This window comes from Mucilaginibacter sp. SG538B (assembly GCF_013376065.1).
GTDB classification, from domain to species: Bacteria; Bacteroidota; Bacteroidia; order Sphingobacteriales; family Sphingobacteriaceae; genus Mucilaginibacter; species Mucilaginibacter rubeus.
Genome location: NZ_JABMJI010000004.1, coordinates 218211 through 239304 on the forward strand (window position 1 = coordinate 218211; position 21094 = coordinate 239304).

Sequence of the window (21094 nt, forward strand, 5' to 3'; positions counted from 1 at the left end):
TATCCTATGACCTCGCGCCGCGACCTTTCGGTATATGCCCCGCTAACCAGTAAATGTTTGCGGGCAATATCAAAGCCCTCAAGTATATATCAACTAAAACGGCACCCCAATTACGTAAGAATATTTAGGGATTAGCGTAACTGAATAATTATAACTACTTTTATATCAATGAGGTAAGATATTAACAAGTTTCTTTTTATAAACCAATGTAAAACCGCTTTGCCATGAAAAGAAATAATTTCATTACTGCCATGTTAGCTTTTGCTGCAATGCCTTTAACGTCCTTTTCTATAGATGTAAAGAGATTTATGCGGGTAAACAAAGGATTTAAAATAGGTGCGGGAGAGGGCCGCATACATGGGCATATTAAATTAAAAGGGGTCAATTCAAATATAATGGATGTGAAAGTATCTGGCAGTGATACCGACGGCGACCTGGCTATTTTTGAACAAACAAGTTTATCGCAAGGCCGGGGTACTCCATTGCATGTGCATCCCTTGCAAGACGAAATATTTTATGTTTTAGATGGTACCTACTACTTCCAGGTTGGTGAAGATAAGTTCCATTTGAGTACAGGCGATAGTGTTTTTTTACCCCGAAATGTACCACATGCATGGACACAAGTATCTGAAAAAGGAAAAATGACGGTTACGTTTCAACCTGCTGGTAAGCTTGAAGATTTTTTTGTAACAATGCAAGCATTGGATCATGAACCAACAAAACAGGAACTCGCCAAAATTTTTAACGACCATGATATGCAAATAGTGGGTCCGCCGTTAAAACTGGAGTAAACTTCTTACGGTATATTACAATACACGTCAAATTCGATGTTTTCTTAATTTTCATTTAACACCCCAAGCCTACCTTTGCCGTAAACTAATAGCCTATGACCTCGCGCCGCGAATTTTTTGGCACTGCCTTAACAGGTGTTGCCGCTTTAAGTCTTTTACCTGCTGTTAACAGTTTTGCTGCCGAAAATAACCGGTATAGCCGTGCCACTAAAACCAAACTAAAATTAAGGTTTGCTTTAGCATCTGATATTCACTACGGGCAGCCGGAAACTGACTTTGCTTTACACACCGGCAACATGATTAAATGGCTAAACGAGGATCATAGCAAAAACCACCTTGATTTTGTTATCGTGAACGGCGACCTGGTACACAATCGCCCGGACCTGCTCCCGGAGATCAAAACAAAATACCTTGATAAATTAAATGTCCCCTACCATACCATCCCCGGCAATCATGATTTTGCGGATGCCACAGTTTGGAAGAATGCCTTTGGTTATGAGGATAAATACACGGTAGAGTTTGGCGATATAGGTTTTGTACTGGCTCACACCGCTGATACAAAAGGCGTTTATACATGCCCCAATAATGCTTTTCTGAAAGCTTCATTAGACAAACTTGCAGATAAAAAGATAGTTTTTGTGATACTGCACATCCCGCCTACCAAATGGGTTAAGAATGATGTATTTGTCGATTGCCCTGAAACTATCCAATTGCTGCATGCTTATCCCAACGTTAAAGCTGTTTTTCATGGGCATGATCATTTGTTAGATGGCGTACGTTATACCGATAAACTCCCACATTTTTTTGATTCGCATATAGGCGGTGACTGGGGTACTGACTACAAAGGCTATCGCATAGTTGAAGTTGATGAGCAAAATGCTATCTACACCTACCAGGTAAACGCAAGCCAAAACCCGGTGCTAAACTCAGCTAAACTGTAAATAGAATTTCGGATTTATTATGGAGTATTTTTAGCGAAAGTCTTGAGCCCTGGGTATGTGGGTGGCTGACTTGTGCTTTTCCTGCTTTGTCCCTTTGCATGACGTAGAAGGCACAAGTTAGCGTGCTCAGGCTATCGCACAAAACTTGCGCCAGCAAAGTTTATTATAGATTCTACTTTTCCACCGGATACTTTAACCCTATTTGCTCCCTTGCCTGATCTATCATGGCAATCATCTGCCTGGATAGATCATGAGGCAGTACCAAGCTTTCGGTTTTGCCTTGTTTTATAAGTTCACAAAAATGGATGATTTCATAATTAAGCCCTCCGCCAACAAATGGTTCATCCAGTTCTATCGTGCGGCCATCAAGATAACTAATAGTTGCCTTTGCCGGGTTCCACCAGTTTTTGTGGATGGTAATATGCCCCAGCGTACCTACTATCAATGCGTCGCCTTTACCATGCATATCAAAGCCGCAATACAATTGGGCGTAGCCATTTTGATGCAGGGTTTGAAAAATGGCAAACATGTCGATCCCGGTTTCACCAAACCTGCCCATGGCTTGGATGTCCTGCATGGGGCCGAGCCAGTCGAGTGCCAAAAAGGCTTCGTAAATGGCAATCCCCATGAGGCTACCACCGACAAGTTCAAGATTGTAATTTGGATGATCGGGCGGACAATCGGCCACGGCCGATCCGGCGCGTATATAGCCAACAGGACCTATAGGGTCATCAGTAATATATTCTTTTAATTTACTGTATAAAGGGTAGAAGGGCGGTTTCATTCCTTCCATAAAAAGCAAGCCGGTATGTTTGGCAACGGCAAGTACATTATCCAACTCGGCAAGGTTTACGGTAACCGGTTTTTCGCAAAGCACATGTTTACCTGCTTTAAGCGCGGCAATGCTATAGGCGGCATGGCTGTCAGGCAGCGTAGCTATATAAACTGCATCAATATCGCTCGCAAGTAATTCATCGATACTTCTACAAGCTATACCACCATATTGTGCAACAAAGGCATCAACAGTTTCGGCTCTACGCGAATAGGATGCTGAAAGTTCAACGCCATCAACAACTGCGAAACCCTGCATAAATCTGTGTGCAATACGCCCGCATCCAATAATGCCCCATTTAAACATAGTTCTAAGTCTTAAGTTCGGAGTTCTAAGTCAAAAATTGATTTTTCAAGTATATGGCTTTAAATGCAAAAGCCCTGAGTAAATAATATATTATTACCTACTCAGGACTTTTAACTTCCTACTTAGACTCTCGACTTAAGACTTCCAACTTATTGATACTGGATATAAATCGGGTATGGTTTGTATCTTGATAAAACCTCCTCAGGGGTTAACATGTGGTGAGGTGGTTTTTTGATATCGTTTTTGTAAAACAATTTAAAGCCTGTAAACTGTACCGGCTCCTGGTTAATGAAGTAGCGGTAAGTGCCGGTTTTTAGGTCAGGTTCGCCCCAGCCATCCATGTTCATTACCAGTTGAATTTCCGGGTGCAATTTGATACTCTTATAATTGGTCACCATCTTTTTAGTAAAGCGGTGAACTATCAGGATTTTTGGCGGCAGTCCATTTTTCTTAACAATTTTGGCAAGATAGTCTGATACGTAGTTGATGTCATCGGCATCATAAGTGCCAATCTTTTTACCTGGGTGAGTTCCGTCTTTCATTGAAAACTCAGGGTCCATACCAAAATGTACTTGTGGCAATTCCAGGTATTTTTCAAGTAGTGGTAATTCCGCGCGGATGTTGCTTAAAGCTACCTGTACATCTAAAAATACAATAGCATGGGCTTTTTTAGCCAGTACCAATACACTGTCGATCTGTTTAAATGGCATACGGTAACGGAATTTGCCATCTTTACCGCCATCGCCCTGGGCTACAACGGCAATGTAATGCAACGCAGGTTGAACAGGAGTTTTAGGATCTGCCTTTTCCCAGTGTTTTACTTCGCCTTTTAATTTGGCAAGCATTTCTTTTGGCGGCAATTCGCCCAAAATGCCCATTCTTTTTGAGTATAGGTTACCGTAATAAGCAACTACACGTTTGAATGGTAAAATAGCTCCACCAATTGGATAAGGCGTATTTTTTACTGGCCACCTGCCTGTAGTATCACCATGCGCGTTGAATTTCATCAACGAATCGTACAGCTTTTTATCAATAGGAGGGTAGGTGGATTTTTTAACGCTTAAGGTATCTGCTGTTTCAGCCTGGGCCGAATCACCTTTAACTGCAGCTGCGGTTTTTTTACCGTCGGTTTTGGCATTGCTGCCGTTTTGTGAGCAGCTGTTTAAAAGCAAAGCTGCCGATGCCACAAATGTAGCGGATAGTACAAGCGTTTTTAATTTCATTGTTTTAACTTTCAATATAATGCAGGTGTATGTAAGGCGTGTCTAATTAATTTAATTTCCAGCTACTTATAAAGCAGCAATTGTGTTGGTTTGGTCGCCGCCAAAGATAGATATTGGAAATTAATTACTTTTAATTTTATGAAACTTTCCAAAAACCCCCAAAGGTAGTTTCGGCCCGGCTGTTGCCTGCAGGTAAAGCTCACCAATTTCGAGGTTTTGCACCTGCGGGAACGAGCTTTTAATGAGGTTTTCAACTATTACAGATGAAAATCCAAGAGAGTAAGTGTTCAGGATCAGGAAATGCTCTTCAGGGTCGAGCAGTTGGGTTACATCACGCATCATTTCGGTGATATTATCTTCCAGTTTCCATTTTTCGCCGTTTGGCCCATTGCCGTAAGCTGGCGGATCGAGAATGATGCCATTGTATTTTTTACTGCGTTTCAATTCGCGTTTAACAAACTTCAGAGCATCCTCAACAACCCAGCGTATATCTTTAAGTCCTGAAATTTCCTGGTTTTCATTGGCCCAGGTAACTACTTGTTTAATGGAGTCAACGTGAGTGGTATCGGCACCTGCGGCGCGCGCAATTAATGAAGCACCGCCGGTATAGGCAAACAGGTTAAGTACTTTAGGATCTGGCGTTTTGAAGCGTTTAACGTTTTGGCTAATGTAATCCCAGTTTACGGCCTGTTCCGGGAAGATGCCCACATGTTTAAACGAGGTAAGGCCCAGCCTGAATTTAATGGCGGCTTCCTTGTTTTTATATTCGATATGCCAGCGGTCGGGAGTTTTAGGATCTTTTTTCAACCACTCGCCTGATGTTGCCGAACGGCCTTTAAACTTGATATGGTGTAGACGCTGCCACTCTGAAGCGGGCAGGGTTTTGTTCCAAACCGCCTGCGGTTCGGGACGGATGAGTATGATATTCCCAAAACGTTCCAGCTTTTCAAAGTCGCCGCAATCAATCAGTTCGTAATCTTTCCAGTGCGTTGGGGTAAGTAATTGGATCATTTTTTTGAAGTCCGAAAGTCCGTAAGTCGGATGTCCGAAAGATAGAGAAGTCTATTGCCGGAAATCTTGCGTTAATTAATTTAATTGCGCAAATCTAAGGTTTTTCCTACGGACTTTCGATCTCTCAATTTTCACACAAAAATGCTTTCTTTCGGACTTTCGGACCTCCCACTTCTGACTCGCTATAGCGTAGCCTTCGCTGCCCGCATAAACGGACTGGCAAATACAAATTCGTTGAGCTCTTTGTTGTCGGTTTTGGCTATCTCCTTATTCGATCCTTCCCACCATTTTTTACCCTGGTGAAGGAAAATGATGTGATCGCCAATCCCCATTACCGAGTTCATATCGTGGGTTACCACTACGGTAGTAATGCTGTACTCTGCTGTAAGTTCGGCAATCAGTTCATCTATCAGGATAGATGTTACCGGATCAAGGCCCGAGTTCGGTTCGTCAACAAACAAATATTTAGGTTGCATGGAAATGGCGCGGGCGATACCCACACGTTTTTTCATACCTCCTGATAGTTCGGATGGATATAATTTGTTTTTGCCGGCAAGGTTAACCCTTTCGAGACAAAAGTTGGCGCGGTCAAGTTTTTCGCTTTTTGATTGATCGGTGAACAGGTTAAGCGGAAACATAATGTTTTGCTCAACCGTCATGGAGTCAAAAAGGGCCGAGTTCTGAAAAAGCATCCCTATTTGAGTACGGATAGGCACGCGTTGCTCAAAATTCATATTGGTAAAATTCTCGCCATCAAAAATCACATCGCCCTTAGTAGGTTCATGCAGCCCAACAATGCATTTAAGCAAAGTGGTTTTACCAGAACCAGACCCACCGATGATCAGGTTGTTTTTTCCGGGATGGAAAATTGCAGTGATGCCCTTCAGTACTTCGTTTTCGCCGAAGCTTTTATATACGTCTTGTATTTCGATCATAGTAACAGGCGTGAAATGATAAGGTCACAAAACAGGATCATGATACAGCTCCACACCACTCCGCGTGTTGCAGATTGGCCAACCTCAAGTGATCCGCCGTTAACATAAAAGCCCTGGTATGAACATATGGAGGTAATTACGAAGCCGAATGATATCGCTTTAACGGCGCAAACAGTGACAATAACCGGGTTAAATCCGTCGGTCAGGCCTCTCAAATAATCATTGGTTGATACATCATTTGATGCCCAGCAGGCAATATAGCCGCCGGTTAATCCTAAACCTACAGAAACAATAACCAGTAAGGGGATCATGGTAACACCGGAAATGATTTTAGGCGATATCAAATAACCAGGGGCGTTTACACCCATAATTTCCAGGGCATCTATCTGTTCGGTAACGCGCATTGTGCCAATTTGCGATGCCATGGCCGAGCCTACACGGCCGGCCAATACCAGTGCCGATATGGTTGGGCTAAACTCCAGGATAGTTGAATCGCGGGTAATACCTCCTACCACTGTTTTGGGGATAAAATCGCTGATAAGCTGGAAAGCCGTTTGGATGGTAGCTACCGCGCCAATAAAAAGCGAAATAATAGCAACAATGCCTAAAGAGCCAATACCCACCGAAACCATCTCACGCATGATCTCGGCCCAGTATACACTGAATTTTTCGGGTTTCCTGAAACTTAAACGCAGTAAGAGTATATATTTTCCTAAGCTATGAAACATGTAGATGCATAAAAAATCGGTTAAAAATACGCTTTTTACCTTTAAGCCTAAATGGTCAGGTGTTAAAACCAGTCATTTAAATTCAATTTTATAAGCGTTTCAATTACTCTGCTTACGTAAATTGCGGGCATAAAGCTTCACTAACTATAAAAATTAATTTAAACAATATGAAAAACGTACTCATCACCGGTTCAACTAAAGGCATGGGCCGCTCAATTGCAATTGCTTTTGCTAATGAAGGATTAAACGTGGCAATTTGTTCGCGGAACGAGCAGGAATTATTGAATTTTAAAGATGAGCTTGAACAATTTGATGCCGGGGTAAAGGTTTTTGCTATGAAGGCCGATGGCAGTAATAAAGCCGAACTGCTGAAATTTGCAGCTGCAGCAGAAGCAGAATTTGGTTTTATTGATGTTGTAGTAAATAACCTGGGCACGTTCATCCCCGCAAGTATATTGGATGATAACGAGGATACCCTTCAGGTACAGATGAATACCAACCTGATGCCGGCCTATGAGTTGTACCGTTATTTTGGTAAAACCATGGCAAAGGCGCATAAAGGCCACTTTTTTAATATATGTTCGGTAGCCGCTATAAACCCGGTGCCACAAGCGGGTAGTTACAGTGTAACAAAGTATGCGTTGTTAGGTCTAACAAGAGTAATGAGGCTCGAGATGCAGGAGCATGGTGTAAAAGTTACGGCCGTAATTCCGGGATCAACGTTAACGGATTCATGGAAAGGCGCGGTGGTTGACCCAAATACCATGGTGCTGCCCGAAGACATAGCATCGGCAATCATCAATATTTACAGGATGAGCCCCGGCGCCAATGTCGACGAAATCATCATCAAACCTGCGCCGGGCCAGTTATGATAAATCAACTTAAAACATAAACGAACATAAATTATGGAAAAGAAACTTCATCGCGATGAACACCGAAAGGTAATAGGCGGTGTTTGCGCGGGCCTTGCCGAGCACTTTGGCACGGACGTGGCAGTTATCAGGGCGATATTTTTGGTAACCCTTATTTTAAAAGGCTTTAGCTTACCTATATATATAGTACTATGGATAGTATTGCCCAAGAAAGGCTTTGACTTTACCCCCGGCGTTGATTACAGGGTACCTCCGCAGGATAACCCGTTTACAGGTGCTCCACAATCAGGACCATTTTACGACCCGAAATTTGCCGGCCGGCCTTTTAATCCTCCGCCATTTGTAAATCCTCCTAAAAAGCAGGCTTCAACAGTTGGGTTAATATTTGGCGTGGCGATGATCTTTTTAGGGTCGATATTTCTGCTTAACGAGCTTGACCTGATGCCCGACTGGGATTTTGAAAGCCTTTGGCCCGTAATGCTGGTAGGCGCCGGTATTGCCCTGATAATTTCAGGAGTAAAAAAACAGCCATGGGAAAAACAAAACTGGCATGCTAACGAGGTAACAGACGCTCCGGAAGCCGAACCTGCAAAAGAAGAAACTGAAACAAAAGATACACCTCCAACTATATAATATTATGAGAAGCGATAAACTTGTTCCGGGCGCGATCCTGGTATTGTTGGGAGTGGTATTCCTGCTGGATAACTTCCACGTAATAAATTTCGACTGGATGAACCTCCTGTATCTATGGCCTATATTTTTAATAATGGGGGGTATCAGCCTGGTATTTGCAGGCAACCGGTCGCCATTAGCTACTATTCTCAAGCTGGCGGTTGTAGTAGGCTGCTTTGCATTGCTGGTATTTGGCAACTTTGGCAAACGCTACCATTTTTGGCCAAATGCATGGACCTTCCACAGCGATGATTATAACAATGACGATGACAGCGATACTACCAACACCGATCAGGGTGTGGTTAAAATAGGCGGCGATAAAACTTTTAAACAGGAGTATACTGCGGATATTAAACATGCCCGCCTTAACATCAGCGGCGGCGGTACCATATATAATTTAAGCGACAGCACTGCCGATTTGTTCAATGCCCAAACGCAGGAACTTTACGGTAAGTATACCTTTAACCATAGTAAGGATGATTCGGTATATGTGCTTAACCTTAATTTGAAAAATAATAAAGGTTTTCATTTTGACTCCGACGACCGCAAAAACAATAAGGCCGACATCAAATTAAACACCAATCCGGTTTGGGATATTGACGTAACTACAGGTGCAACAGATTTAAATTTTGATCTTTCAAAATTTAAAATAAAAAGCTTATCTTTAAAGGGCGGTGCAGCCTCGTTTGATGTTAAGCTTGGAGCCCCTCTTGCCAATACTAATATAGAGGTTTCAACCGGCGCGTCGGAGGTTACTATAAGGGTACCAAAGGGCGCTGCATGCCGTATCACCTCCAATACCGGCCTCTCATCAAACGAGTTTGAGGGCTTTAGTAAAAAGAGTGATAACGACTACGAAACCGATGGCTTTGATGCCGCAAAAAACAGGATCCTGATCCATATGAGTGGTGGGATCTCTGATTTTAAAGTTAACCGATATTAACCTAAATCCTGAGTAAAACGATACCGGGACATAATACAACAATAATGACTTGCCATCCGCTCCATCAATTTGATGGAGCGTTTTTTTTGCACCATATGGTAATGCTGGTTCAGGGTTTTGTCATTTAAGACAAGGGTGGGGTTAAAAAGTGTTAAATTGAAAACCTTTGGTACAAAAAATAAGTTTAATTTACAGCACAAATAATCTACTATGAAATACCGATACCTTGTATTATTCGCATTACTGTTTTTAGCCTGCACCGTAAATGCCCAAACCGTTGTAAAAGGCACTGTTTTTGAGTTTGGTAAAAACAATAAAATGGGGGATGTTTTTGTGCGCGATAACCAAAACCGGCAGATGACCATTACCGACAGCAAAGGTAATTTCAGTATCCGTACCGAAACAGGGCATACGCTTATTTTCAGTTCTCCGGGTTATGTATCGGATACCTTATATGTTACCGATTTTACCAACAAAAAAATAGAATTGGTTGCTCAAACCATAGCTTTAAAGCAGGTTAACATCAACGCCAAACGCGAAACTTTTGATGCTCATAAAGAATATCCCGAGGTATACACCCGGAGTAAAATTTATCCCCTGTCCCCAACCTCATGGTTTAGCAAGGAAGCAAAAGACGCCCGTCGTTTAAAAAAATACTTTAAGCACGAAGAAGAAGAGCGCCATGTAGACGAAGTGTTTACCATGAACTACGTGCAAAGCATTATTCCGTTGCGTGGCCGGGAGCTTGAAAATTTCATGACGCTTTACAGGCCGTCATACGCGTTCATCAAAAGTAACAGTGGTCCGTCGCTGGCGGTTTATATCAATGATTCGTACAAGAAGTATCTGGCACTGCCGGCTGATAAACGTACGCTGCCCGATTTGAAAGAGTAGTTTTTTTAGTAGCAGCGACAGTTGCAGTAGCAGTTTGGGTTAGATATGAGTTGGCGCAGTTAGCATTAATCAATCTGCCCAAACGCTGATATCGTTAGTAATGATCTTTTGATAGAGCAGTTCGATTTGGCTTTTCAGGATCCGGTCTTCCGATAGTGGGGGCAGATTGTTGATGTCAAAATACTGAACATCCAGCACATCAAAGCCTTTATTAATTTCTGTGGTTATGGCTTTACAGTAGAAAATCATTTTATACACATAAAAAGGCTGTGGCGGGTGCGGGTGCATTTTTTTATCAAATACGGCCAGCAGCCTGTCGGCGGTAACCTGGAAACCGGTTTCCTCCCAAAACTCTTTTACTATGGTTTCCTTAGGTGTATAGCCTATATCGCCCCATCCACCGGGTAACGACCATTTTCCATCCCCGCTCTCTTTAGCCAGCAGGATCTTATTATCCGGCGAAAGCAGGATGCCACGCAAGTCAACTTTGGCAGTAGGGTAATCCGTTGCCTGGGGAAATAGCATATTGATGGTCTCTGCACCATAGCCGCTTACCTCATCAAACATTTTAGTGCTCAGGTGTTGCAGTTCCTGGTAACGTTCAATATCGTATTCGTTTTTGGCGTATAGCAGACCTGTATCGGCAATGGAACGTAGTTGGGTTATAAGGGAAAGCAGGTTGGTGTTGGGCATAGTAGGTGTTAATATTTTGGCATGGTGAAGCATCTTCTTCGTCCTGTATAGCAGTTATGCAAGTGAAGAAGATCTTTCGCTATCGCTCAAGATGACAAATAAAATCAATAAATGTTCAGTTGCCGATAGAAAATCCGAAATCGAAAATCCCAATTCCGAAATCAAAGAGATTATCCTCTGCCTAACAGCTCGTCAAGCTTATTGCGTTCGGTTTGAAGCTCGCGGGCAAGTTTCTTTTCTTTTTCGTTGGCTTTGGCCTTGAAGGCTTTGTATTCCTCATCAAGCTCTTCGTAAAGTTTGATGCGGTATTTAGCCTCGCGGCTATGTGCACCTGAGCGGGCTATCACTATAACGGCAACTACACCAAAAACAATAACCAAGCCCCACATTACCAGGTTGTATGTTGCTTTGGTGAAGGGAATTCCCAGCAGGCTGATCTCGTCGCGTTTGGCGTTTGATTCGTTGAGGGCTTGTTCCTTATTGCTTGCGTCAGATTTAAGGCTTTCAACATTTTTACCCTGTTCGGCAAGTTTGGCCCGGGCCTCTTTAAGCTGGCGGCGCTCGGTGTTCAGGGTATCCTTCATGTTTTTCCACAGGGCGGCAACCAGCGGCTGCTGATAGTGGTATAGTTTGCTGAGCAGGTATTTGTACTGGCCATTAAGGCTTTTATCTTTTTGCAGGGCCGAATCGGCAGCAGCACTGATTTTGGGCAGGGTATAAGCAGATTTAGCAGGTTGTTGCGATGTTACAGCCGGATTTTTAAGCGCTGCCGGGCTCGATCTTACAATGGGCGGAATAGCATTAGGCTTTAAGGCAGCGGTTTTCTTCCTGGTGCTGTCCTGTGCAAAAGTTGCCGCAACACTGCCCGTTATCATCGCTATTAAAACCGTTATCGTAAGTAGTAAATGCTTGTTCATCAAATGTAAAATTAGGTATATGCTATTAACAAAACAGGATGTTTACGGTTTTTATTATATACACCCTGCGTTTTTGAGGCTAAAATAAGCTTTCGTACGTAATTAACCTACTCATAGTTATATTAGCGGCATGAATATAGGTATTATTGGGTTAGGTGATATGGGCCGCCTTTACGCAAAGGCTTTCGCAAAGGCCGGTTACACCGTTTCGGGCTGCGATCTGCCTGCCAACCGTGAAAAGCTTGAAGAAGAGCTTACGCCCCATGGCATCACCGTAATGGATCACGGCAGCGATGTTGCCCGCATCAACGACCTGATCATCTATTCGGTTGAGGCCGATAGCATGGAGCGTGTGGTTGCAGAGTATGGCCCTTCAACCAAGTACGGCGCTATAGTGGCCGGGCAAACTTCGGTTAAGTCCCCGGAGATTGCCACCTTTGAAAAGCACCTGCCTGCCGATGCCCAGATAGTTACCTTTCATGGGATGCACGGCCCGGGGTTTGAACCCGCCGGGCAAACCCTCATCCTGATCCCGCACCGCTCAACACCCGATGCCTACCAGCGCATGTACGACCTGTTTACGGCCATTGGCAGCAATATAGTTGAAATTGCCGACTACCACGAGCACGACCGCATCGTAGCCGATACCCAGGCCGTTACCCACGTTGGTTTTGAGAGCATGGGCACAGCCTGGAAATCGGCCGGGTTTTTCCCCTGGGAAAACGCTTCATATATTGGGGGGATAGATAATGTGAAGATCCTGACCACCCTCCGCATCTTCAGCTATAAGGCCCACGTTTATGCCGGGCTTGCTATCCTCAACCCGTATGCCCGCCAGCAGGTGAAGCGCTATGCCGAATCGGAGTCGGAGTTGTTTAAGCTGATGATCAAGGAAGAAGCCGATGCGTTTAAGCAGCGCCTTTACCGCGCGCGTGACTTTGTTTTTCACGAAAGCCGCAAGCCTATTATGCTCAATGATACGGTGATGAAGGAGTTCTCGCTGTCACAGCATGCCGATCATCAAAAGCCAAACTCGCACCTCAGTATCCTGAGCATGGTTGATGCCTGGTACCACCTCGGCGTTAATCCCTATGATAACCTCATTTGCCAAACCCCGCCCTTCCGTCTGCGCTTGGGTATTGCCGAATACCTGTTTAAGAACGAAGAGCTGCTGGAAGAATCACTGGAAACAGCCCTGTACGATAAAACCATCCGCGGCGACGACCTGGAATTTCACTCGGCGGTGAGGGAATGGTCGGCTATTATTGGATATGGGGATATGGAGGGTTATAAGAAACACTTTAACGATACGCAGGCATTCTTTAGCCACCGGCTTGAAGAGGGCAAAGCCCAGAGCGCGGAGCTGATCCGCAGGTTGATGATGGAATAGTTTGGTATTAGTGATTAGAGGTTGGAGATTAGAGGTTAGGGATTGACTGACAGGTGTTCAATTTTTTAAGGTGTGAACACTTGTTGTTTTTTGTAATCTGATTGTTGTTGATAATCAGTCGTTTATAAAAATATGTAAAATCATCTATTCGCTGTTTTGAACAGGTTGGTGTTGATAGTCAGTTAGTTGTAATTTTGGCTCGTAAAATGTTGAACACCCTGTTTTTGAAAAATTGAACACTGACATTGGTTGTAAGCTTTCAGAAAAGCTAAGGTCATTTCAAATATTCTGATATTATATCAAATTGTTGTTCAGAGACTGCGAAAACATCTCTTCTATCTTGGTTTTTGTCACGAAATGCATAGAATATCTCGATGCTTTCCTGATTCAAAATTTTTTTAAGATAGAGCATTTCAAATCTTCGTTTTGATTGATAGATCTTATTATCATTAACCGAAAAGTAATTCAAAGTAAAGAAGTTATCTGTTTTCCATTTTGAGGTACGGTGATATTTAACGAAATAAACTCTTTCAAAGGAAGGATGTTCTAAAATATTGTCGATAACACAATGGTCTGAAATTAAATGGTTTTCGAGGTATACAGAGCAAATCCATGGGCCGCCCATGTTAATGATCTGCTCTATATTCTCTATATTAAATTCTAAGCCACAAAGTTTTTTCTTCATTGTATCAAGGAATATATCAGCAAATGGCTAACTATAGGATTCAAGGAACTCATCTATAGTATATTCACTATCCATGTTCAGAATAGCATTTGCTAATTTTACTTGCCCTTTAGCTAATGCAATTGCTGTTAATGCTGTTGCTGCTAAATCTAAATCCCAATCTTGGTTCATAGCAAGTTTTGCAAGCTCTGCCAAATCTTCAATAGCTTTCTTATAATTTGGCTTTAATTTATTAGGTAAAAGTGGATTGTCTTTATGCCTTTGTATTTCGATCACCGAAACCAGCCCAAGTATATTATAATCTACAATTTGTTTCTGTTTAGCTATTCTGACCAAATGAGGAACTGAATAATATGAGGCTAAACCAACGTCTCCCTGATGGTGCAGCTCGTTCCATAGTTCTTGATAGATTTGGTTAACAGTTTGTTTATTGTCTGCAAGTTCAAGTTTCTTCAAGGCTATTGAAGCATCATATAATGTTCCTCTGTAACCGCCTTCTAAAGTTGACCATCTTGGGTCGTCAAGTTCCAATGCCGGCTCATCTACTGATTTCTTAGGGAAGAAGTCGCTTAACTTTATTGTCATAAGGTTATTTGTTTCTCAAATATATAATAAACTAATGTTGCTTCTCCCATCGGGATCAGTTATTGATACTCACAATGTTGTCGTATACATAGATCAGCAAGGCCGGTTAAGCTGAAAGCTTAACTTATTTTAGGACGATTTGTACTATCGCTAAACTTCAACCAGTGATGTATTTTGATAATCAACGCGTTACTGGTTGGTGCTTTTAAAGTGGAACACTGACAGGATGGTGTCAGTCTTAATAATTTCAATTATGCGCGACACCTATCTGACTGTCCTTATTTCCGGCGATAAATAGCTACATTTGTTGCCTAAACCAATCATAAATTATATATGCACAATTTTTATCCTCTAAAGGCAATTTTAAACCTCGTTGTTATATCCGTTTTTTCAATTTTGCTCATCTCCTGTTCAAAATCGCAACCCAAACCACCCATTAATCCCGAAATGCCGGTTACTATAACAGCATTTGCCCCTGTAAAAGGCTTACCCAATACCGTTGTAATTATAACAGGAACAAACTTTAACACTACTATAGCTAACAACACGGTTACGTTTAACGGTGTTGCCGCCAAAATTAATTCGGTAACAGCAACTCAAATTGTAGCAACGGTACCCGCAACGGCAGTCACCGGTAAAATAGAATTACTTAGTAACGGAAAAAAGGCGGCGTCGGCTACAGGTTTTACTGTTACAACAGGAGCAATGACTGATTTTGCATCTCTTGGAGCTATAAATATTGATCAAATTAAGTTTGATGGCACAGGACGTATGTTTGGTGCCGACGGTACTAACGTGTATGAAATAAAACCGGGTGCGCAAGAGGTATATTACACTAATACCTCTGTGAGTAATTTCACCGGTTTCGCTGCCGACGTACAGGGCAATTTATACATACCAGTTGCAGGCACGATATTGAAAGTATCGCCCGGAAAAAATGTATCTGTTTTAGCTGGTAGTGCTACCAGTACCGGATTAGCAGATGGTGCTGGAGCCGTTGCAAAATTAGGTTCTCAGTCAATTGATTTACCTATTGATGCTGCAGGGAATTTGTATTATCTAAGCAGTGGCGGTTGTGTGTTTAAGGTCACTCCCGCAGGAGTTGCTACAATTATTGCAGGTGGTAAAACCGGAGAGCAGGGATATGTTGACGGGAAAGGAAGTGCTGCGAGGTTTGGTGTTATGACCAGAGGAACTGCCGATCCAACAGGTAATGTTTATATAGTTGATGCCGATCATTTCCGAATCCGTAAAATTACTCCCGAGGGCGAAGTTAGTACTGTTATAGGTAATGGAGCATTTGGCCTTACCGATGGCGAGGGAACAAATGCACAAATATTCGGTCCTCAATCATTGGTATCAGACGCAGAAGGTAATATATTTTTTAGCGATGCTGATTTTGAAAACCATCTCTACAGGATAAGGATGCTCAATAAATTAGGCCAGGTGATAACCCTTATTTCTGGTAACACAACAAATGGCATTGCTAACGGTGCTCTTGGAACAGCCACTACCAATCGTCCTTTGGGGCTTGCCTTTGATTCTACCGGGAATCTTTATATAGTGAACTCCGGGGTACACAAAATAAGCAAGGTTACCTTTAATTAGGCTGGGGTGAAACGATTGGTTTTATATAGCCGTAATTGACTCTGCCAGAATGGTGGCCGATCAGTAAATATTCAATAAACAAAAGTAATGCTATGGACAAGATACGCATCCTGGTAATTGGCCTGGAAGAAGCCGAAGTAAATGCACTTAAACAAAGTTTAAATTTTAACTACCTGATGGTGCATTATGACCTGGTACCCCAGGTGAAACTTATTGAGGGGCAGCTATATGTTGAAAGTTCATCTATACCAGGAAAGTATTTGCTCGTTAACAAAGTGATATTTCATGGTATTTACAAGGATGATCTCGATTTCATTACGCTATTGGCCATGTGGAACGGGCCATGTCTGCCTAATGCGCTTGGCATGATGGATCTGCGCCAACGCATCCCCGGCCTGGTAAGGGCTTTGTCGGTATCGAAATTTTCGGACATCAAACGCGGAATGGTTATCGGCGAGCAGGAATACAATTCAGAAACAGAAGTTGTTGCCAAATGGGGTATATGGCATTGTGGTGAAGATAAAAATAAATTTAACGGCGACTGGACAAGTACAGAAACATCCGTTATTGAAGAATTTATTGATGGCGAAGCCGTACGCATCATGATAGTGGGTGATAAAAACTGGCAGATCAGGCTTACAGGCGACACCTGGCTAAAATCAATCCATAACGAAGGTTCATGGGAAATGGAGATAGATCAGGAACTATTGCTTGATAGCACGGCTATAGCCAAACACTTTAATCTCCAAACCGTGGGCGTTGATTACATTATTGGTAAAAACGGCGAAAGGTACCTGCTGGAAGTTAACCATATTCCAAACGTTACAGTTTTTCCTTTTGTAAATAAAGCGTTTATTGAGTATGCTGGTGAGTGGATGGTTTCATAATACAGAAGTAGAAATTTACTCACTGTATAAAAAAATATATCATTGGCTTGCCACATGTGCGAGCCAATGATATGAAAACAGATATACCAAATCACGCATTACTGCGCCGCTGACATTGTTTTGCTTGCCGTAGCTGTATTTATCCAGTTCAGCAACCGCTCCTGGATGTATTGTGTCCATGCCGGTGCGCAGGCGTGATAACATTCAAATTCTGGTACCAGTCCAACGTGGGTAAATACAATTTTTGTCGCATCGCCCTCTGCAAAAATTTCAAAGCAAAGTTTGGTGCCGGTCCACTCGGTTTGGTTTTGTGTAAAAGTTAGCTTGCTATCGGTAATCAGCCAGGCTATTTTCTTGTTGGGAACCAATTCAACAAGTTTTTGTTTGGTGTAGTGCGCCCCGTCGCCGGCAAAGAATGAAAACTCGTCGCCAAGTTTTTCCGACTCGCCTTCAAATATTTCCGAATGCAGGCCTGACCACCATCCCCGGACATTTTTTAACGCATCAAAAACTTCTTCAGGGCTGTGGTTTACCAATAAGGTTGTTGTGAAATCTGTAGTTGTCATTTTTTTGATCTTTAAGTTGAATAATTCGTTATTTAACAGGCCTTGTTAAAATGGGTAACTTTAAAGTTACGTAAATGTATAGGTAACTTTTGAGTTACGCAATTTTTTCTGGAAATTTTTTATTGCTTCATCTTGAGGGCGACGTGTGTTGCGTGTTTTTATCGGGGGGATTGGCACAGACACCCTGGCGGGGCAGCGACAGGCGTGAATGGGGGCGTAATAAGCACACAGGTTAAGCTGAAAGCTCAAACCATTTGCCGGAATAAAAGATCGTGAGTTTTGTGATGATGTAGAATAGCATTCGGGCCACATGCGCCAGCGAGGGGGATCGGGAGCTGGCCATCTTAATTGCGCCTCGTATATGGTAAACATAGCGCGATCAGAAAAAAATCGTTTCAAAAAGGCAAAGCCAGCAGATGCCGGCTTTACGTTATAAAGCGTTAATGCTTAATTCAATTTTATATCACTTAATTCAATGGAAATGAATAGCGGGGCAGGAACCAAAGCGGTATTATCTTCATTCCGCTTGTAAACATGCCTGTTTGTTGGAAACTTTATACCTTGAACTTCTGTATAATCGGCCGCATAATGCACGGAAGCCGCATTGTTAAGGATCTCGACATTGTAATCATGTCTCTTGAGAAGGCCTGTTTCATCAATATAGAATACCTGTTCCCTGCCATGAGTAGCAATGTCTTCGGGGAAGGTAACATGCAATCGTCTTAAAACCTCACCATTTTCAGTCCATGGTTCCAGTTCCTTTACCTCATACCCAGGCTCTGCAAGGCAAAATGGCGCATTTAAATAGGTCCACATTGCGTAACCGCTAAAATAAGTTACCTGGAGTTTTGACCAGGGGGTTTCTGTTACATATCCCTTAAAACTGTTTCGCGGAAAATAAAGCTGATCAACCAATAGGTCATTGTCGTCGATGATGGCAACTTTATGTGCTTCAAACGTATTGTGCCAATCTTCTTTTAAGAAAGGATAAAAAGAAACATGTTGCTTTGTTGTGCTTGACAAGACATTAATATCATCCATTATACCCGGTACCTGCTTAAATGCCCAGGTGACACCGCCAATCTTAAGGTGCGCGGATATGTTTTTAAATTTTTTCCAGTTATCTAAGCCGCCATGGGCGTCGATCGTAAATTTCAAGAGGTCGTTCATATATGAGTTATTTGCTTTGTTTGTCTAAAGAAACTAAACGTGCATTTGTAGTTGTTTTTTGCAAGTGCAAATATAGATATATTTACTTGTTATTTGCAAGTGCAAATTTCTTCGTTGATTTTTTTATCGCCCGTTTTATATTTAAATTTGCGCTTGTGATCAGCAAGCGCAATGGTTGTTGACGATTACGACGATATGATAAAAAAAATAAAGAAACGTTCGGCTTGTCCGATCAGCTTCAGCCTTGACTTTCTCGGTGATAAATGGACGCTGCTCATCATCCGTGACATTCTGCTTAACAATAAAAATACCTTTGGAGAGTTCATTCAGTCGGCTGAGGGTATCGCGACCAATGTGTTAACAGATCGGTTAAAAATGCTGGAAAACGAAGGGTTCATTATGAAATACCCGGTTCCCGGTAAACCGAGGGTGGCCTATTGTCTTACGGAGAGGGGTGTCGGGCTTATCCCGATCATTATGGAAATGGCCCTTTGGGGAGTCTCAGAAAATAACACCGAGATCAAAAAGGAATTGACGGCGGCACTCAAAAACGACAAGGCAGGTGTTATATCGGCATTGGCGACTAAACATTTGGAGATATACGGGCAAAGGAAGGAATCAAGGATAGAACCGGACCTTCCCAGCGCCTAATGATCAAACATCCTGTGCTGAAATTTCAAATTTTCCTTGCTCTGACATTGGCAGTTTAGTTTTCATTAAATTAGATGAACCAGGTGCAGGCAAGCTATTTTTAAGGGGAGGCCAAAGCCCGAACTCAACGGGGATGACCTGTCGGCCTAAATAATGATCCTGCTTAGGCACTGTACCACATCGTCCAGCTTCGCAGAAGCAAAGTAGTCGATCCTTAGGCTGGCGGAAGCGTGTCCTTATCCGACGTATTGTCTTTTTTATAGCTGAACTATTATCGGAAATGAAAGATTGTGAGTTGGTGATGACGTAAATTTAACGTGCGAGGCGCACGCGACACGTGTGCGCCGGCGAGGGTTTGGCTTATGATAATAATTTCTTATCAATCAATAAGGCACTCGTATGTTGCGGCATACATGACGTGCCTTTATTATGTAAGGAAAAAGGAATTTTTTGATTAAATGCAGAAAACGCCAGGCGGAGGTAAGCCTGGCGTTTGAAAACTGTATTACTACTTAACTTTTATTTCGATGTTATATGCGGTTCCTTTGTGTTTGTAAGCAACGCTAAACGTGCTATCTGTAAAGCTTGCTAATTGAAATACATTGTTATTACTTTCACCCTTCAATTGAGCAGTTACTAATACAATTCCGCTATCGAATGTAACATTAGATAGTGTGAAAGGCTTTTCGATATCATCTAATGATACATCTGTATCACTGGCGCCTAATTCATATTTTTTTACAGCAATGAAATCTGTTTTAGATCCGATCAGCTGTTTAAACTTTTCATAATCCGGTAAAACATTAGAGTAGCCTACGCCGGTTAGATTTGTTTCGGCTGTAGAACCGCTTTGAAAATAACCTCCGTATTTATTGCCTTCCGTACGTTGATTTGTAAGATAAACGATGTTCGCTCCAAACATGGCCGCTTGAATCTTCATTTTATGATATGCTCTGTCTTTTACTCTTTCCTGGCTGGAGAATACGGTTGTTCCTTTAGCTTTTGAACTTACATCGGTTAGTTTATAAAGGCCCCGAACTTCGCTTTCAACAGCAGTAATAGCAACTTTATCATAATCCATAACGCCGTTAATGGTTTTATACGACGTAGCTTCTGCAAAAGTCTGGACACGGCCGCTTTTGAAAACTATCTTTTGTATGGTGTTTTTATAAACGGAATTTAGTAAGTCTTCGCCGGGATAGGAATACTTAACTGCATCTGGTGTGATCTCTTTTACGTTGCAGGCTATTTTGGCGTTATTGGAAATAATTGTGTCAACTTGAGCTTTGCTTACCAGTGAAAAAGTACTGAAGAAAATTATTAAAGCTAATGTTTTAAATGAGAGCAGAAGGGACGGATTTCGGCCAGCTCCGAAACTTAAGATTTGGTTCATGATATGTTTAAGTTAATTAAGTCGTCAAATATAACAAAGCCTGCTTAAATAAGCTATCATGCACGCAATTAATTGATTGAAGGGCTTTGGTGGTTTCAACAGATCTGCTAAAGGTAGTTTAAATACCTGCAACTATTCCGTTTCGGGTTTTAAATAGGATTGAGAACCCGTGTAATAATATCCATTTGCTGACGCACGCGTGTGTGTGTTCTTATTGAGTCTCGCCAATCTATTGCAATCAACTTAGTTATCTATACATGGTATTGATATACGCGACACTCATGTATCAACGGGAAGGTGAGTGAGTCCGTGATCAGCAGCCTGGTAAGCTATGAAGCTGTTAAAATTGAATCGAATTATTTATGTATCCTAATAAAATCATTGCCGTTGGTTTTAGTGGC

General features: G+C 42.3%; 22 protein-coding genes. 10 read left to right on the forward strand and 12 right to left on the reverse strand.

Translation table 11 applies throughout. From position 1 onward, the window contains the following. Window positions 1-224: 224 nt before the first annotated feature. Both FHW88_RS21825 and FHW88_RS21830 read left to right on the forward strand, forming a co-directional pair. Window positions 225-791, forward strand: coding sequence for a cupin domain-containing protein (locus tag FHW88_RS21825; RefSeq protein WP_176627913.1), 567 nt, complete (start codon window positions 225-227; stop codon window positions 789-791). A 95-nt stretch (window positions 792-886) separates the two neighbouring features. Beyond that, window positions 887-1732, forward strand: a complete 846-nt coding sequence (locus tag FHW88_RS21830) for a metallophosphoesterase family protein (RefSeq protein WP_176627914.1) — start codon at window positions 887-889, stop codon at window positions 1730-1732. Between the two features lie 172 nt (window positions 1733-1904). Here FHW88_RS21830 and FHW88_RS21835 read toward each other — a convergent pair whose 3' ends face one another. The 5 genes from FHW88_RS21835 to FHW88_RS21855 form a co-directional block, all read right to left on the reverse strand. Then, entirely contained in the window at window positions 1905-2870 is a 966-nt protein-coding gene (locus FHW88_RS21835) for a Gfo/Idh/MocA family protein (RefSeq protein WP_176627915.1), read from the reverse strand. A 149-nt stretch (window positions 2871-3019) separates the two neighbouring features. Continuing rightward, window positions 3020-4093, reverse strand: a complete 1074-nt coding sequence (locus tag FHW88_RS21840) for a DUF4148 domain-containing protein (RefSeq protein ID WP_176627916.1) — start codon at window positions 4091-4093, stop codon at window positions 3020-3022. A 120-nt stretch (window positions 4094-4213) separates the two neighbouring features. Continuing rightward, on the reverse strand, window positions 4214-5104 hold the full coding sequence (locus FHW88_RS21845; RefSeq protein ID WP_176627917.1) for a class I SAM-dependent methyltransferase: 891 nt from the start codon (window positions 5102-5104) through the stop codon (window positions 4214-4216). Between the two features lie 182 nt (window positions 5105-5286). Further along, entirely contained in the window at window positions 5287-6039 is a 753-nt protein-coding gene (locus FHW88_RS21850) for an ABC transporter ATP-binding protein (RefSeq protein WP_090529341.1), read from the reverse strand. Then, entirely contained in the window at window positions 6036-6767 is a 732-nt protein-coding gene (locus tag FHW88_RS21855; protein WP_090529338.1) for an MlaE family ABC transporter permease, read from the reverse strand. The genes FHW88_RS21850 and FHW88_RS21855 overlap by 4 nt, the downstream gene beginning before the upstream one ends. 167 nt (window positions 6768-6934) lie before the next feature. Between FHW88_RS21855 and FHW88_RS21860 the strand changes: the two genes are divergently transcribed. The 4 genes from FHW88_RS21860 (at window position 6935) to FHW88_RS21875 (ending at window position 10148) form a co-directional block, all read left to right on the forward strand. Continuing rightward, window positions 6935-7639 carry an SDR family oxidoreductase gene (locus tag FHW88_RS21860; RefSeq protein WP_176627918.1) on the forward strand — a complete coding sequence of 235 codons (705 nt, stop codon included), beginning with the start codon at window positions 6935-6937 and terminating at the stop codon, window positions 7637-7639. Between the two features lie 33 nt (window positions 7640-7672). After that, entirely contained in the window at window positions 7673-8272 is a 600-nt protein-coding gene (locus FHW88_RS21865; protein ID WP_176627919.1) for a PspC domain-containing protein, read from the forward strand. Window positions 8273-8276: 4 nt separating this feature from the next. After that, the gene (locus FHW88_RS21870) at window positions 8277-9254 is read left to right on the forward strand and encodes a LiaI-LiaF-like domain-containing protein (RefSeq protein WP_091165337.1); all 978 of its coding nucleotides are present in this window, start codon (window positions 8277-8279) and stop codon (window positions 9252-9254) included. A gap of 210 nt (window positions 9255-9464) precedes the next feature. After that, window positions 9465-10148, forward strand: coding sequence for a carboxypeptidase-like regulatory domain-containing protein (locus FHW88_RS21875; RefSeq protein ID WP_090529327.1), 684 nt, complete (start codon window positions 9465-9467; stop codon window positions 10146-10148). 69 nt (window positions 10149-10217) lie between these two features. On the opposite strand, the gene FHW88_RS21880 is transcribed toward FHW88_RS21875, so the two are convergent. Together FHW88_RS21880 and FHW88_RS21885 are read right to left on the reverse strand one after the other, a co-directional pair. Further along, on the reverse strand, window positions 10218-10841 hold the full coding sequence (locus FHW88_RS21880) for an NUDIX hydrolase (protein WP_176627920.1): 624 nt from the start codon (window positions 10839-10841) through the stop codon (window positions 10218-10220). Between the two features lie 170 nt (window positions 10842-11011). Then, window positions 11012-11758 (reverse strand): hypothetical protein, encoded by a 747-nt coding sequence (locus FHW88_RS21885; RefSeq protein ID WP_176627921.1) that lies wholly within the window; start codon window positions 11756-11758, stop codon window positions 11012-11014. Between the two features lie 130 nt (window positions 11759-11888). Between FHW88_RS21885 and FHW88_RS21890 the strand changes: the two genes are divergently transcribed. Beyond that, window positions 11889-13148 carry a prephenate dehydrogenase gene (locus tag FHW88_RS21890; protein ID WP_091165348.1) on the forward strand — a complete coding sequence of 420 codons (1260 nt, stop codon included), beginning with the start codon at window positions 11889-11891 and terminating at the stop codon, window positions 13146-13148. A gap of 274 nt (window positions 13149-13422) precedes the next feature. Here the strand turns inward: FHW88_RS21890 and FHW88_RS21895 are convergent, their stop codons facing one another. Next, window positions 13423-13833, reverse strand: a complete 411-nt coding sequence (locus FHW88_RS21895; RefSeq protein WP_176627922.1) for a hypothetical protein — start codon at window positions 13831-13833, stop codon at window positions 13423-13425. A 27-nt stretch (window positions 13834-13860) separates the two neighbouring features. Beyond that, complete coding sequence (locus FHW88_RS21900; RefSeq protein WP_176627923.1) at window positions 13861-14418, reverse strand: hypothetical protein; 558 nt, start codon at window positions 14416-14418, stop codon at window positions 13861-13863. Between the two features lie 447 nt (window positions 14419-14865). Between FHW88_RS21900 and FHW88_RS21905 the strand changes: the two genes are divergently transcribed. Together FHW88_RS21905 and FHW88_RS21910 are read left to right on the forward strand one after the other, a co-directional pair. Beyond that, a complete protein-coding gene (locus tag FHW88_RS21905) occupies window positions 14866-16026 on the forward strand; it encodes an IPT/TIG domain-containing protein (RefSeq protein ID WP_176627924.1) in 1161 nt (386 codons plus the stop codon). 92 nt (window positions 16027-16118) lie between these two features. Continuing rightward, window positions 16119-16913, forward strand: coding sequence for a hypothetical protein (locus FHW88_RS21910; protein ID WP_176627925.1), 795 nt, complete (start codon window positions 16119-16121; stop codon window positions 16911-16913). Window positions 16914-17011: 98 nt separating this feature from the next. On the opposite strand, the gene FHW88_RS21915 is transcribed toward FHW88_RS21910, so the two are convergent. Further along, entirely contained in the window at window positions 17012-17479 is a 468-nt protein-coding gene (locus FHW88_RS21915; RefSeq protein WP_090529304.1) for an SRPBCC family protein, read from the reverse strand. A gap of 447 nt (window positions 17480-17926) precedes the next feature. Beyond that, entirely contained in the window at window positions 17927-18649 is a 723-nt protein-coding gene (locus FHW88_RS21920) for a hypothetical protein (RefSeq protein ID WP_176627926.1), read from the reverse strand. Window positions 18650-18844: 195 nt separating this feature from the next. Between FHW88_RS21920 and FHW88_RS21925 the strand changes: the two genes are divergently transcribed. Further along, window positions 18845-19300, forward strand: a complete 456-nt coding sequence (locus tag FHW88_RS21925) for a winged helix-turn-helix transcriptional regulator (protein WP_217633161.1) — start codon at window positions 18845-18847, stop codon at window positions 19298-19300. A gap of 508 nt (window positions 19301-19808) precedes the next feature. Here the strand turns inward: FHW88_RS21925 and FHW88_RS21930 are convergent. Next, the gene (locus FHW88_RS21930) at window positions 19809-20693 is read right to left on the reverse strand and encodes a hypothetical protein (protein ID WP_229701648.1); all 885 of its coding nucleotides are present in this window, start codon (window positions 20691-20693) and stop codon (window positions 19809-19811) included. Between the last annotated feature and the right edge of the window lie 401 nt (window positions 20694-21094).

Coding starts and splice junctions, on each gene's coding strand:
- FHW88_RS21825 (WP_176627913.1), top strand. CDS start 225: ATGAAAAGAAATAATTTCATTACTGCCATGTTAGCTTTTGCTGCAATG.
- FHW88_RS21830 (WP_176627914.1), top strand. CDS start 887: ATGACCTCGCGCCGCGAATTTTTTGGCACTGCCTTAACAGGTGTTGCC.
- FHW88_RS21835 (WP_176627915.1), bottom strand. CDS start 2,870: ATGTTTAAATGGGGCATTATTGGATGCGGGCGTATTGCACACAGATTT.
- FHW88_RS21840 (WP_176627916.1), bottom strand. CDS start 4,093: ATGAAATTAAAAACGCTTGTACTATCCGCTACATTTGTGGCATCGGCA.
- FHW88_RS21845 (WP_176627917.1), bottom strand. CDS start 5,104: ATGATCCAATTACTTACCCCAACGCACTGGAAAGATTACGAACTGATT.
- FHW88_RS21850 (WP_090529341.1), bottom strand. CDS start 6,039: ATGATCGAAATACAAGACGTATATAAAAGCTTCGGCGAAAACGAAGTA.
- FHW88_RS21855 (WP_090529338.1), bottom strand. CDS start 6,767: ATGTTTCATAGCTTAGGAAAATATATACTCTTACTGCGTTTAAGTTTC.
- FHW88_RS21860 (WP_176627918.1), top strand. CDS start 6,935: ATGAAAAACGTACTCATCACCGGTTCAACTAAAGGCATGGGCCGCTCA.
- FHW88_RS21865 (WP_176627919.1), top strand. CDS start 7,673: ATGGAAAAGAAACTTCATCGCGATGAACACCGAAAGGTAATAGGCGGT.
- FHW88_RS21870 (WP_091165337.1), top strand. CDS start 8,277: ATGAGAAGCGATAAACTTGTTCCGGGCGCGATCCTGGTATTGTTGGGA.
- FHW88_RS21875 (WP_090529327.1), top strand. CDS start 9,465: ATGAAATACCGATACCTTGTATTATTCGCATTACTGTTTTTAGCCTGC.
- FHW88_RS21880 (WP_176627920.1), bottom strand. CDS start 10,841: ATGCCCAACACCAACCTGCTTTCCCTTATAACCCAACTACGTTCCATT.
- FHW88_RS21885 (WP_176627921.1), bottom strand. CDS start 11,758: ATGAACAAGCATTTACTACTTACGATAACGGTTTTAATAGCGATGATA.
- FHW88_RS21890 (WP_091165348.1), top strand. CDS start 11,889: ATGAATATAGGTATTATTGGGTTAGGTGATATGGGCCGCCTTTACGCA.
- FHW88_RS21895 (WP_176627922.1), bottom strand. CDS start 13,833: ATGAAGAAAAAACTTTGTGGCTTAGAATTTAATATAGAGAATATAGAG.
- FHW88_RS21900 (WP_176627923.1), bottom strand. CDS start 14,418: ATGACAATAAAGTTAAGCGACTTCTTCCCTAAGAAATCAGTAGATGAG.
- FHW88_RS21905 (WP_176627924.1), top strand. CDS start 14,866: ATGCCGGTTACTATAACAGCATTTGCCCCTGTAAAAGGCTTACCCAAT.
- FHW88_RS21910 (WP_176627925.1), top strand. CDS start 16,119: ATGGACAAGATACGCATCCTGGTAATTGGCCTGGAAGAAGCCGAAGTA.
- FHW88_RS21915 (WP_090529304.1), bottom strand. CDS start 17,479: ATGACAACTACAGATTTCACAACAACCTTATTGGTAAACCACAGCCCT.
- FHW88_RS21920 (WP_176627926.1), bottom strand. CDS start 18,649: ATGAACGACCTCTTGAAATTTACGATCGACGCCCATGGCGGCTTAGAT.
- FHW88_RS21925 (WP_217633161.1), top strand. CDS start 18,845: ATGATAAAAAAAATAAAGAAACGTTCGGCTTGTCCGATCAGCTTCAGC.
- FHW88_RS21930 (WP_229701648.1), bottom strand. CDS start 20,693: ATGAACCAAATCTTAAGTTTCGGAGCTGGCCGAAATCCGTCCCTTCTG.